Below are 11921 nucleotides of genomic sequence, written 5' to 3' on the forward strand. Positions count from 1 at the left end.
TGGCGGCCTGCCGGCCGCTGCGGCTTACCAGCCGCCAGCGTGGAACTGCTTGATCAGCGCCCAGGCCTCCACCGGATCATCGGTATAGCGGAACAGCTGCAGGTCCTTGGGCGAGATCGTGCCTTCCTCGATCATCAGGTCGATGTTGAGCAGGCGCTTCCAGAACTCGGTGCCGAACAGGATCACGGGCACGGAATGCGTCTTGCCGGTCTGCATCAGGGTCAGCACCTCGAACAGCTCGTCCAGCGTGCCGAAGCCGCCGGGGAAGGCCACCAGGGCCTTGGCGCGCATCATGAAATGCATCTTGCGCAAGGCGAAGTAGTGGAACTTGAAGCTCAGGTCCGGCGAGATGAAGCGGTTGCCGTTTTGCTCGTGCGGCAGCTCGATGTTCAGGCCGATGCTGGGTGCGCCCACATCATGGGCGCCACGGTTGGCCGCCTCCATGATGCCGGGGCCGCCGCCGGTGCAGATATAGAGGCGCTCCTCGGGCGGCTGGTTCAGGCTGTCGGCGGCCACGATGCGCGTGAAGGCGCGGGCCTGCTCGTAGCGGTGGGCGTTGCGCACGGCGCGCTCGGCCACTGCAATGCGCTGTGCATCGCCGCTGGCCTGCGCGTCGGCCAGTTGCTGCTCGGCCTGCTCCAGGTCCACGAAGCGCGCGCTGCCATAGACCACGACGGTGTTTTCTATGCCGCGTTCGATCTGCGCCAGGTCGGGCTTGAGCAGCTCCAGCTGCATGCGGATGCCGCGGGTCTCGCGGCGGAACATGAATTCCGGGTCCGCGAAGGCGAGGCGATTGGAATTCTGCTGCAATGCCATGCCGTTGTGCGCCTGGTTGTGAAGGGCCGACCAGCCGTTGGCCAGATCGGTATCGGTCAGGGGGGAAGAGATTTGCATGAACCCTCGTACACAGAAAAACCCAGGGCGGCCACGCCTGTGGCCGTTCCATCAAATGCGTTGCCAGCGCAGATGATGACTGCACTATACGCTCACAAACTCATAGCCGCGGGGCTCGCGTATCCGTTGCTTTGCGCATTGACGTGGCCGGCGGCAGATTCGTATGCTGAGCAGTTGGGCAGGGCTTTGGCCTGGGGCCCGCCACCGGCAATGGGCGGGCATTTTCAGGCGCCGCAAGCGATTTCAGACGTCCGGGTGCTCGGCCGGTTCGTTGCGCACGACGGTGCTCAGCGGCGGCGGCACGTCCTGGCCCGCACGGCGCGCGCGGAACAGGGCTGCGCGCATCAGGAAGATGGTCGTGATGGGAACGGTCACCGAGATGAACACCGCAATCAGCAGCGCATGCACGGCCAGGCTCTGGCCGCTGACGGAAAAGTAGATCCAGGTGGCATGCATGATCAGCCAGCAGCCCATGGTGGCGATGATGGAGGGCGCATGCACGCGCTCGAAATAGCTGCCCAGCCGCCACAGTCCCATGGAGCCCAGGAAGGCGATGATGGCGCCGCCCAGCGCCAGCGCGGCAACCAGGATCTGGCACCACAGCGGCAGTGTGGTCTCCGGCGTCATTCGATCACCTCGCCGCGCAGCAGGAACTTGGCCATGGCGGTGGAGCCCACGCAGCCGAACAGCGCGACCAGCAAGGCCGCCTCGAAGTAGCTTGTGCTGTCGTAGATGATGCCCATGAGCAGCATGGCCAGCATGCCGTTGAGGTACATGCAGTCCAGCGCCAGCACGCGGTCCTGGGCGTGCGGGCCCTTGAGCAGGCGCAGCACGGCGCAACCCATGGCCGCGACCAGCAGGCCCAGCGCGAACATCAAAGTCCAGTGGAACCAGGGCATCATTCGAAAATCTCCATCAGGGGGCGCTCGTAGCAACGCTTGACGTGCTGGACGATCTCCTCGGGATCATCGACCTCCAGCACATGCAGCATGAGCTGCGAGCGGTCGCGCGAGATCTCGGCCCAGGCCGTGCCGGGCGTGATGCACACGATCATGGCGAGCACGGCCAGGCCGTTGGGGTCGCGCAGTTCCAACGGGATGCGCACGAAGTTGGCCGGGTGCTTGCGCATGCCCGGAAACAGCATGAACCGCACGACGTTGAAGTTGGACAACGAGGTGTCCCAGACCACGCGCAGCGCCAGGCGCAGGATGGTCAGCGGATGGCGCACCCGCACGGGCAAGGGGCGCAGGCCGCGCAGCAGCAGGGGCAGCAGCAGGCCCAGCAATGCGCCGAGCAGGATCTGTCCACTGCTGAACGAACGGTTGAGCAGCAGCCACAGCAGGAACAGCGCCACCGACAGCAGCGGCGCGGGCAGCAAGGTTTTCATCATCGGGAATCCTCCGTGCCTGCCGTCGTGCCTGCATCGCCTATGCCTGCGGGTATGGGCGCGCCACTGGCCTGGGCCGCTGCGCGTGCCGCGCCTTCAGGGCCGGCTTCCAGGCGGGCCTTCTTTTCTGCCGGGCTGGGCTCGGGCTGCGTGCCCATGACGGAGCGCACATAGACATCGGGCGCCAGCAGCGCATCGGCTGCGCGCTGTGTGTAGCCCATCAGTTCGCCGCCGCGCATCGTCAGTGCCACGCAGCAGGCCAGTAGCAAGGCGATGGGCAGGCCTTCGACCACGCGCAGCGAGGGGGAGTTCTGCTCCTCGGTCGCCCAGAAGTGGCGTATGCCGGCGCGCACCAGCGACAGCAGGGCCAGCAGCCCGGTGATGATCATCAGCGCCACCAGCACCCAGCCGGCCCAGCCGGCCTGGAAGCCGCTGGAGTTGCCCAGGCCCAGCGGGTTGAGCAGGGCAGACAGCATGGCGAACTTGCCCACGAAGCCCGACAGCGGGGGCAGGCCGGTAACCACCAGGGTGGCCAGCATGAAGCTCAGGCCGATGAAGGCAGCTGCGGCGGGAATGGCGCGGCCGATCAGCACCTCTTCGGATTCGTCAAGGTTGAATCCCTCGGTGGGAAGCAGCTCAGCGTTGAGGAAGGGCGCCTCGTCGTCTTCATAGGGCTCGCCCGCGTCGTCATCCACGCGCCAGCGGTCCACCACGTCGGCAATCAGGAAGAGCGCGCTCACGGCCAGGGTGGAGCTGGGCAGGTAGTACAGCAGCCCCGCCGTCAGCGCGTTCTGGCCAAAGCCCGTGGCAGCCAGCAGGGTGCCTGACGACAGGATGGCCGCAAAGCCCGCGATATGCGTCAGGCGCTGCGAGCCCAGCATGCCCAGGCCGCCGAAGGCCATGGTCAGCATGCCGCCGACGATCAGCCAGGTGCTGCCGAACAGGGCGGAGGAGCCGGCCTCGGAGCTGAACAGCAGCGTCCACAGCCGCAGCACCACGTAGACGCCCACCTTGGTCATGAGCGCAAATACGGCACCGACGGGCGCGGTGGCCGCGCTGTAGGCCGGCACCAGCCAGAAGTTCAGCGGCCACATGGCCGCCTTGGTCAGGAAGGCGATGCCCAGGATGGCCGCTGCCGAATGCAGCAGCCCGCGGTCGGCACTGCTGATCTGGGGAATGGCGCGCGCCAGATCGGCCATGTTCAGCGTGCCGGTCAGGCCGTAGAGCATGGACACGCCGATGAGGAACAGCGACGAGGCGGCCAGGTTGATGGCGATGTAGTGCAGGCCCGCCTGGATGCGCGCCCGGCCCGAGCCATGCAGCAGCAGGCCGTAGGAGGCCGCGAGCATGATCTCGAAGAACACGAACAGGTTGAACAAGTCCGCCGTGAGGAAGGCGCCGCTCAGGCCCATCAGCTGGAACTGGAACAGCGAGTGAAAGTGCATCCCCGCGCGGTGCCAGCGGGCGCTGGAGAAGATCAGCGAGGCCAGGGCCACCGTGTAGGTCAGCACCAGCATCATGCCGGTCAGGCGGTCCAGCGCCAGCGAGATGCCGAAGGGCATGGGCCAGTTGCCCGGCATGTAGACGCCCAGGTTGACGGGTGCGCCGGCCTGGTCGGTCCACAGCATCAGCAGCACGGCCACGCCCAGGCCCAGCACGGTGGACACCAGGCCAAGGGCGAACTTCACGCGCTGGCGCTCCTCGCGCAGCAGCAGCATCAGCGCTGCCGAGAGCATGGGCAGCACGATGGGCGCCAGCATCAGGTGCGGCATGAGACGGGCGGTCAGCTCGTTCATGGCATCTCCTGCTCGGTGCGGGAATGGGCTCCGTCCACATGGTCGGTGGCGGTGGTGCCGCGCGAGGCCAGCAGCACCACCAGGAACAGCGCCGTCATGGCAAAGCCGATCACGATGGCTGTGAGCACCAGCGCCTGGGGCATGGGATCGGCATAGTGCGCGAGATCCTGCGGTACGCCGGCCCGCAGCACAGGCTCCTTGTCAATGGCCAGGCCCTGGCGGCCCATGCTGAAGATGAACAGGTTGACCGCATAAGACAGCAGGGCCAGCCCCATGATGACCTGGTAGGTCCGTGGGCGCAGCAGCAGCCACACGCCCGAGCCGGTCAGTACGCCGATGGCAATGGCAAGCACGACTTCCATCAGAAACCTCCTCGCGCCAGGGCTGCGGCGGTGGCCTGCTGCACGGCGGCTTCGGCCTCCTCGGCCTGTTGTTGCTGCTCCTCCAGCAGGCGGGCGTGGTAGCGGTGGCTGCGCACCGATTGGTGGGCGATGGCCGTCAGAATGAGCATGGTCGCGCCCACCACCAGTGAGAACACACCGATGTCGAAGAACAGGGCGCTGGCGAGATGCACGTCGCCGACGACTGGCAGGGTCATGTGGAAGGTGTGGCTGGTGAGGAAGGGATAGCCGGCCACGATGGAGCCCATGCCGGTACCCAGTGCGAACAGCAGGCCGACACCGATCCATCGGCGCGGGAAGATCGGCAAGTGGGCCTCGACCCACTGCGTGCCGGAGATGATGTACTGCATCAGCAAGGCGACCGAGAACACCAGGCCGGCGACGAAGCCGCCTCCGGGTTCGTTGTGGCCGCGCATGAAGATGTAGACCGAGACCAGGGCCGCGAAAGGCAGCAGCAGGCGGACCAGCACGGCGGGCACCATCAGGTAGCCCACGGCCGTATCGCCGGCATTGCGCGGATTGAACAGATCGGTCTGCAGGTCGCCTGGCACGTAGCGCTGCTGTTCGGGCAGGTCCAGCGTCTCGCGCGCCGGGCGAAAGCGCCGCAGCAGGGCATAGACCACCAGGGCCACGATGCCCAGCACCACGATTTCGCCGAAGGTGTCGAAGCCACGGAAGTCCACCAGCATGACGTTGACCACATTGGTGCCGCCGCCGTCGCTGAGCGCATGTTCGAGGAAGAAGGTGGAGGCGCCGTCATAGAAGGGGCGGCTCATCATGGCGAAGGCCAGCCAGGCCATGCCGCCCCCTGCCACCAGCGACAGCAGCAGGTCGCGCATGCGGCGCGAGCGCGCACGCAGCTCGGCGGACAGCACGGGAATGTGCAGGCTCTTGTCGCGCTTGGGCATCCAGCGCAGGCCCAGCAGCATCAGCACCGTGGTGGCGACCTCGACCACCAGCTGGGTCAGCGCCAGATCGGGCGCCGAGAACCACAGGAAGGTCAGGCAGGTGCACAGGCCGGCACCGCCCAGCATGATCAGCGCGGTCAGCCGGTGGTACTTGGCCTTCCAGGCCGTGCCCAGGGCGCAGAGAATGCCCACCGACCACAGCAGCACGAAGGCGGGCGACAGCGGCAGCATGCCCCGATCGCCCAGCTTGATGCCCTGCAGCCACAGCGGCAGAACGCCCGCCAGCACGGCGGTGCAGACCAGCCACAGCATCTGCCACTGCAGGCGCATGGTGGACAGGCGCCGGCGCGACCAGCGGCCCAGCAGGGACAGGCGGGCCAGCAGGTTCTCGAAGATGCGCTGGCCGCTGAGCGTGCCCACCAGCGGTGCGGTATCGATGTGGCCGGCCTGGCGCTGCCAGCGCAGCAGCATGTACAGCAGGATGCCGCCAATCAGGGCGACCAGGCTCATGATCAAGGGCATGTTCCAGCCGTGCCAGATGGCCAGGCTGTACTCGGGCAGATCGCCGCCGACCACGGGCGTGGCGGCCGCTGCAAGGAAGCTGCCCACCGCCCATGCCGGCAGCATGCCCACCACCAGGCAGGCCAGCACCAGCAGCTCGACGGGCACGCGCATCCAGTGCGGCGGCTCGTGCGGCTCGTGCGGCAGGTCGGTGGCCTTGGGGCCGAAGAAGACGTCGATGGTGAAGCGCAGCGAATAGGCCACGCTGAACATGCCCGCCACCGTGGCGGCCACCGGCAGGGCCGTGCGCACCCAGGGGGCAGCGTCCAGGTAGACGGTCTCGGCGAAGAACATTTCCTTGGACAGGAAGCCGTTGAGCAGCGGCACGCCCGCCATGGCCGCACTGGCCACGCAGGCCAGCGTGGCCGTGATGGGCATCATGTGCCGCAGGCCCGAGAGGCGGCGGATGTCGCGCGTGCCGCTTTCATGGTCAACGATGCCTGCGGCCATGAACAGCGAGGCCTTGAAGGTCGCGTGGTTCATGATGTGGAACACCGCAGCCACGGCGGCCAGCTTGCTGTTGAGGCCCAGCAGCAGCGTGATCAGACCCAGGTGGGAAATCGTCGAATAGGCCAGCAATCCCTTGAGATCGTGCTGGAACATGGCCAGATAGCCACCGATGAGCAGCGTTGCAGCGCCGGCTCCGCCCACCAGCCAGAACCAGGCATCGGTGTCACCCAGCACGGGCCACATGCGCGCCAGCAGGAATACACCCGCCTTGACCATGGTGGCGGAGTGCAGGTAGGCCGACACCGGCGTGGGCGCGGCCATGGCGTGCGGCAGCCAGAAGTGGAAGGGGAACTGCGCGCTCTTGGTCAGTGCGCCCAGCAGGATCAGCACCAGGGCGACCAGGTACAACTGGTGGTCGCGCACCTGCTGGCCTGCGATGAGCACATTGTCCAGGTCATAGCTGCCCACGATGTGGCCCAGCACCAGCATGCCGGCCAGCATGGCCAGGCCGCCCGTTCCCGTCACCGTCAGCGCCATGCGCGCGCCCCGGCGTGCATCCTTGCGGTGGTGCCAGTATCCGATCAGAAGAAAGGAGAAGAGGCTGGTCAGCTCCCAGAAGAAGGCAATCTGGATGATGTTGCCCGACAGCACCACGCCCGCCATCGCGCCCATGAAGGCCAGAAAGAACGAGAAAAAGCGCGGCACGGGATCGGCCGGCGACATGTAGTAGCGCGCATAAAGCACCACCAGCGAGCCTATGCCCAGCACCAGCATGCAGAACATCCAGGCAAAACCGTCCATGCGGATCACCAGATTCAGCCCCAGTGCCGGCAGCCACTCGATCTCCTGGCGCAGCACCTCCCCATCGGCGATCTGGGGGAACAGCAATGCCGTCTGGATGGCGCAGCCCAGAGCAATGACGCCGGCCAGCGTTGACTCCGTATTGCGCGCATTGGCGGGCAGCATTGCGGCAATCAGGCTGCCGATGAAGGGTAGGAGGATGAGGGTGATCAGGGGCATGGGCGGTTCATTTTACGGGCAAGGTTTTTTGCTTCGCTATGAAAACCTGAGCATGTTTCGGGCTATGGCCGCGCATACCCCGAGGGTAGTACGCATGAAAAACCCGCCGAAGCGGGTTGGATAGAGACAGTTGGCGTACTCAGGAGGCCGCGCCGGCCTTGGCCGGCGTGGCCGGTTTGGCGGCCTGGTCCTTGGTCGGCTTGGCGCCTTTGGCTGCCTTGTCCTTGGTGTCCTTGGCCGCCGTGTCCTTTGCATCGGGCTTGGCTCCCTGGCCCTTGTAGCTGGCGCCATTGACCGTCAGGCCGTCACCCGAGAACTTGGCGGCGGTCGGTTCGCCCACGCCTTTGACGCGTGCAATGAAATCGGGCCAGTCCTTGAAGGCGGAGGATTTGCGCTCCTCGAGAATGCGTGCCGACATGGCCGGGCCAATGCCCTTGATGGATGTCAGTTCGGCTTCATTCGCCTTGTTGACCTCCACGGCAGCCAGGGCCATCACGGACCACAGCAGTGCAATGAAGCCAGCCATCAGTTTTCTGAACATTCAAACCTCCTGATCCCAAAATGTTGAGGGCCGCAACATTGCGACCCAGAGGCATCTTATGCAGGGCCTTGGCGTGCGGCTAGGCGGTGAAGGGGGCCAGCAGGCCCGTGCAGGCATGGCCGAAAGTGTGCAAAGTCAATGGCCATGCGCCTGCCAAGGCGGTTTCTAGGAATACTCTGAAAATACACCGTCCATGCCGTGTTTGCCAATGGGGGTGACGCGATGCAGGGGGAGCTGCTTCTCGCGCCTGCCCTGCATCACAGCTCCTCGACGCGGCGGGCCGGATAGCTGTCCCAGCTCTGGCAGCCGGGGCAATGCCAGAAATGCTGGCGTGCCTCGAAGCCGCAGGCCGCGCAGCGGTAGCGGGTCAGCGGCTTGGCCGCGTGGTCCAGCGCGCGTTGCACGGCCGGGTGGTATTGCTCCTCGGCCAGTTTCTCGCCTGCCAGCCACTGCGCGGCAGCCACCAGGGAGGGCTCCCTGTCCAGATGCTGGACCAGGCGTGCGCGTCCCGGTGCCCTGGTTTCACCAGCGTTGCTCTGTTCTTCAATCTGAGCGTCCAGCGCGACCAGCGCCTGCAGCAGATCCAGCGAGGGTGCCTGCTCGTACTGCTGGCTGAGCAGTTGGTGGATGTGCTGGCGCTGGCCCGTGGCGGCGGCAATGTCCACCAGCAGCTGAGCCGCCAGCGGCAGCGAAGCCGGGGACTGCTCGGCCAGGCTTTCCAACGTGTGCAGGGCCTGGGCCGATTGCCCCATGCGGTGCTGCAGCTGCGCGTGCTCCAGGCGCGGGCGTGCGGCCTGTGGGGCGGTGGTGATGGCCTGCTGCAGCCGCTGCAGTGCCTCGGCCTGCTGGCCCTGGGTCAACAGGGCCTGGGCGTCTTCGCAGAGGTAGTGGGCCAGGCGGCCGCTGAAGTCGCCCTGGTTGGCTTCCTGCATGCGGCGCGCAATGGCGGCGGCCTGTGTCCAGTCGCGCGAGCGTTCGTAGATGGCCAGCAGGGCAAGGCGGGCTTCGGCCTCGAAGGCCGTGCCTTCCAGGCGGCGCAGCGCGTCCTCGGCACGATCGAGCAGGCCTGCCTTCAGAAAGTCCTGGGCCAACGCGTGCTGGGCGCGGTCGCGGTCCACGCGGCTGAGGTCGCCGCGCGACAGCAGGTGTTCGTGCACGCGCACGGCGCGGTTGTATTCGCCACGGCGGCGAAAGAGGTTGCCCAGCGCGAAGTGCAGCTCCGAAGTGTCGGGATCGTTCTGCACGGCTTCGATGAAGGCGTCGATGGCCTTGTCCTGCTGCTCGTTGAGCAGGAAGTTCAGGCCCTTGAAATAGGCCTTGGGCGCCTGGCGGTTTTCGGCGCGAATCTGCCTCAGGTCCCAGCGCGAGGCCAGCCAGCCCAGCACGAAGGCGACGGGCAGGCCCAGCAGTATCCAGCTCAGATCAAATTCCATGCACGTCGCCCGGCAGGATGGGGGATGGGGCGGGCTTGGGCGCCGTGGCTGCTGCCGATGCCTCGGCCGCTGCAGGCACCGTGGCCTGGGTCGAGCGCGCGGCGTTGCGGTGCTTGAGCCAGCGCGGCACCATGCCCAGAACGCCCACGATCAGGCCCAGGGCGAAGGCGGCCAGCACCACCAGTACCAGCGGCGCAGTCCAGGAGGTGCCGAAGAAGAAGTGCACCGTCGCGTCCTGCTGGTTGTTCAGGGCGAAAGCGAACAGCGTAAAAAAAATGGCCGCCTTGAGCAGCCACAGGAAGTACTTCATGTGTTCCCTTGTGTGACGGGAACGATTCTAGAGCCTGGCGGAGAGGGCGGCTGCGGCGCGCGCAGCCGGTCAGCCCGCTTTCAGGCGGCAGGGCCGGTGCCTGTGCCGGAGCCTGTGTTGTCTGTATCGATGGCTGCACCGGGGCGCAGGTCCACGGCTTCGCGCAGGGCCTTGCCGGGCTTGAAGTGCGGCACGCGCTTGGACGGAATGTGGACGGCCTCGCCACTGCGGGGATTGCGGCCCATGCGGGGCGGGCGATGGTTGACCGAGAAACTGCCAAAGCCGCGGATTTCGATGCGATGGCCTCGCACCAGGGCATCGCTGACGGCGTCAAGAATCGTCTTGACGGCCTGCTCGGCATCGCGCTGGCTCAGTTGGCCAAAGCGGGCGGCGAGTTCTTCGACGAGATCGGATCGGGTCATCAAGGATAGGAATCAGGGGTTGAAATGGCGACGGGCGCCCGGAGGCGCCCGTCGCATCCGACCTTCAGCGGTCAGCAGACTGGCTGCTGATTACTTGTCGGAGTTGTCCAGCTTGGCGCGCAGCAGGGCGCCCAGGCTGGTCGTGCCGGCGTTTTCCTTGGCCGACTGAGCGGACAGGGAAGCCATGGCTTCTTGCTGGTCGACCTGGTCCTTGGCCTTGATCGACAGCTGGATGTTGCGGGTCTTGCGATCCACATTGACCACCACGGCGGTGATTTCGTCGCCTTCCTTCAGCACCGAGCGGGCATCTTCCACGCGGTCCACGGCGATTTCCGAAGCACGCAGGTAACCGATGATGTCTTCGCCCAGGTCGATTTCAGCACCACGTGCGTCCACCGTCTTGACCTTGCCCGACACGATCTGGCCCTTGTCGTTCACGGTCACGAAGGTCGTGAAGGGATCGCTGTCCAGCTGCTTGATGCCCAGGGAGATGCGCTCGCGCTCGACGTCCACGGCCAGCACGATGGCTTCGACTTCCTGGCCCTTCTTGTAGTTGCGCACGGCGGCTTCGCCGGGCTCGTTCCAGGACAGGTCGGACAGGTGCACCAGGCCGTCGATACCGGCAGCCAGACCCACGAACACGCCGAAGTCGGTGATCGACTTGATCGGGCCCTTGACGCGGTCGCCGCGCTTGGTGTTCTGCGCGAACTCTTGCCAGGGGTTGGCCTTGCACTGCTTCATGCCCAGCGAGATGCGACGCTTGTCTTCGTCGATCTCCAGCACCATGACTTCGACTTCGTCACCCAGGGTAACGAGCTTGGTCGGAGCAATGTTCTTGTTGGTCCAGTCCATTTCGGAGACGTGCACCAGGCCTTCGATGCCGGGTTCCAGCTCGACGAACGCGCCGTAGTCGGCAATGTTCGTGACCTTGCCGAACAGGCGGGTGCTCGAGGGGTAGCGGCGCGAAACGCCCATCCACGGGTCGTCGCCCATTTGCTTCAGACCCAGCGAGACACGGTTCTTCTCGGTGTCGAACTTGAGGATCTTGGCGGTGATTTCCTGGCCAGCCTGCACGACTTCCGAGGGATGACGCACGCGGCGCCATGCCATGTCGGTGATGTGCAGCAGGCCGTCGATGCCGCCCAGGTCCACGAACGCACCGTATTCGGTGATGTTCTTGACCACGCCTTGAACGATGGCGCCTTCCTTCAGCGTTTCCATCAGCTTGGCGCGCTCTTCGCCCATCGAGGCTTCGACCACGGCGCGGCGGCTCAGCACCACGTTGTTGCGCTTGCGGTCCAGCTTGATGACCTTGAACTCCATCGTCTTGTTTTCGTACGGAGTCAGGTCCTTGATCGGACGGGTGTCGATCAGCGAACCGGGCAGGAAGGCGCGGATGCCGTTGACCAGCACCGTCAGGCCGCCCTTGACCTTGCCGGAGGTCGTGCCGGTCACGAATTCGCCCGATTCCAGGGCCTTTTCCAGAGCCAGCCACGAGGCCAGGCGCTTGGCGGTGTCGCGCGACAGGATGGTGTCGCCGTAGCCGTTTTCGATCGAGCCGATGGCGACCGACACAAAGTCGCCCACCTGGACTTCGATTTCTCCCTGGTCGTTCTTGAATTCGTCGATTGGCACGTAGGCTTCCGACTTCAGGCCAGCGTTCACGACGACGAAGTTGTGCTCGACGCGCACGACTTCAGCGGTGATGACCTCGCCAGGACGCATTTCCGTGCGTTGCAGCGATTCTTCAAACAGGGAGGCAAAAGATTCAGACATGTATTTCCTTGCCCGCAAACAG

General features: G+C 65.7%; 12 protein-coding genes. All 12 read right to left on the reverse strand.

The window, feature by feature from the left end:
* Positions 1-24 precede the first annotated feature (24 nt).
* The 12 genes from AC57B5_RS28530 to rpsA all read right to left on the reverse strand — a co-directional run bounded on the left by AC57B5_RS28530 (position 25) and on the right by rpsA (position 11917).
* Complete coding sequence (locus AC57B5_RS28530; RefSeq protein ID WP_013801619.1) at positions 25-894, reverse strand: LOG family protein; 870 nt, start codon at positions 892-894, stop codon at positions 25-27.
* A 243-nt stretch (positions 895-1137) separates the two neighbouring features.
* A complete protein-coding gene (locus tag AC57B5_RS28535; protein WP_012206533.1) occupies positions 1138-1521 on the reverse strand; it encodes a monovalent cation/H(+) antiporter subunit G in 384 nt (127 codons plus the stop codon).
* The gene (locus tag AC57B5_RS28540) at positions 1518-1796 is read right to left on the reverse strand and encodes a K+/H+ antiporter subunit F (RefSeq protein ID WP_012206532.1); all 279 of its coding nucleotides are present in this window, start codon (positions 1794-1796) and stop codon (positions 1518-1520) included. The genes AC57B5_RS28535 and AC57B5_RS28540 overlap by 4 nt, the downstream gene beginning before the upstream one ends.
* On the reverse strand, positions 1793-2284 hold the full coding sequence (locus AC57B5_RS28545; protein WP_013801620.1) for a Na+/H+ antiporter subunit E: 492 nt from the start codon (positions 2282-2284) through the stop codon (positions 1793-1795). Before AC57B5_RS28545 ends, AC57B5_RS28540 begins: the two co-directional genes overlap by 4 nt.
* Positions 2281-4077: a monovalent cation/H+ antiporter subunit D gene (locus AC57B5_RS28550; protein ID WP_496400761.1), complete on the reverse strand. Its 1797-nt coding sequence runs from the start codon at positions 4075-4077 to the stop codon at positions 2281-2283. The genes AC57B5_RS28545 and AC57B5_RS28550 overlap by 4 nt, the downstream gene beginning before the upstream one ends.
* Positions 4074-4439, reverse strand: a complete 366-nt coding sequence (locus AC57B5_RS28555) for a Na+/H+ antiporter subunit C (RefSeq protein WP_012206529.1) — start codon at positions 4437-4439, stop codon at positions 4074-4076. Before AC57B5_RS28555 ends, AC57B5_RS28550 begins: the two co-directional genes overlap by 4 nt.
* On the reverse strand, positions 4439-7417 hold the full coding sequence (locus tag AC57B5_RS28560) for a monovalent cation/H+ antiporter subunit A (protein WP_034395005.1): 2979 nt from the start codon (positions 7415-7417) through the stop codon (positions 4439-4441). Before AC57B5_RS28560 ends, AC57B5_RS28555 begins: the two co-directional genes overlap by 1 nt.
* Positions 7418-7556: 139 nt before the next feature.
* Positions 7557-7958, reverse strand: coding sequence for a ComEA family DNA-binding protein (locus AC57B5_RS28565; protein ID WP_496400762.1), 402 nt, complete (start codon positions 7956-7958; stop codon positions 7557-7559).
* Between the two features lie 257 nt (positions 7959-8215).
* Positions 8216-9391, reverse strand: coding sequence for a lipopolysaccharide assembly protein LapB (lapB, locus tag AC57B5_RS28570; protein ID WP_349614600.1), 1176 nt, complete (start codon positions 9389-9391; stop codon positions 8216-8218).
* Positions 9381-9701: a LapA family protein gene (locus tag AC57B5_RS28575; RefSeq protein ID WP_199962179.1), complete on the reverse strand. Its 321-nt coding sequence runs from the start codon at positions 9699-9701 to the stop codon at positions 9381-9383. Before AC57B5_RS28575 ends, lapB begins: the two co-directional genes overlap by 11 nt.
* Before the next feature lie 80 nt (positions 9702-9781).
* Positions 9782-10123, reverse strand: coding sequence for an integration host factor subunit beta (locus AC57B5_RS28580; RefSeq protein ID WP_013801626.1), 342 nt, complete (start codon positions 10121-10123; stop codon positions 9782-9784).
* Between the two features lie 90 nt (positions 10124-10213).
* Positions 10214-11917, reverse strand: a complete 1704-nt coding sequence (rpsA, locus tag AC57B5_RS28585; protein WP_288124655.1) for a 30S ribosomal protein S1 — start codon at positions 11915-11917, stop codon at positions 10214-10216.
* Positions 11918-11921: the final 4 nt, after the last annotated feature.

It is taken from the genome of Delftia sp. BGA-UO-ETr-SB1, from assembly GCF_059567865.1.

What these genes read in the sequence shown, in the direction of transcription:
- AC57B5_RS28545 (WP_013801620.1), bottom strand. Translation starts at nt 2,284, where the DNA reads ATGATGAAAACCTTGCTGCCCGCGCCGCTGCTGTCGGTGGCGCTGTTC.
- AC57B5_RS28530 (WP_013801619.1), bottom strand. Translation starts at nt 894, where the DNA reads ATGCAAATCTCTTCCCCCCTGACCGATACCGATCTGGCCAACGGCTGG.
- lapB (WP_349614600.1), bottom strand. Translation starts at nt 9,391, where the DNA reads ATGGAATTTGATCTGAGCTGGATACTGCTGGGCCTGCCCGTCGCCTTC.
- AC57B5_RS28540 (WP_012206532.1), bottom strand. Translation starts at nt 1,796, where the DNA reads ATGATGCCCTGGTTCCACTGGACTTTGATGTTCGCGCTGGGCCTGCTG.
- AC57B5_RS28565 (WP_496400762.1), bottom strand. Translation starts at nt 7,958, where the DNA reads ATGTTCAGAAAACTGATGGCTGGCTTCATTGCACTGCTGTGGTCCGTG.
- AC57B5_RS28535 (WP_012206533.1), bottom strand. Translation starts at nt 1,521, where the DNA reads ATGACGCCGGAGACCACACTGCCGCTGTGGTGCCAGATCCTGGTTGCC.
- AC57B5_RS28555 (WP_012206529.1), bottom strand. Translation starts at nt 4,439, where the DNA reads ATGGAAGTCGTGCTTGCCATTGCCATCGGCGTACTGACCGGCTCGGGC.
- AC57B5_RS28550 (WP_496400761.1), bottom strand. Translation starts at nt 4,077, where the DNA reads ATGAACGAGCTGACCGCCCGTCTCATGCCGCACCTGATGCTGGCGCCC.
- AC57B5_RS28575 (WP_199962179.1), bottom strand. Translation starts at nt 9,701, where the DNA reads ATGAAGTACTTCCTGTGGCTGCTCAAGGCGGCCATTTTTTTTACGCTG.
- AC57B5_RS28580 (WP_013801626.1), bottom strand. Translation starts at nt 10,123, where the DNA reads ATGACCCGATCCGATCTCGTCGAAGAACTCGCCGCCCGCTTTGGCCAA.
- AC57B5_RS28560 (WP_034395005.1), bottom strand. Translation starts at nt 7,417, where the DNA reads ATGCCCCTGATCACCCTCATCCTCCTACCCTTCATCGGCAGCCTGATT.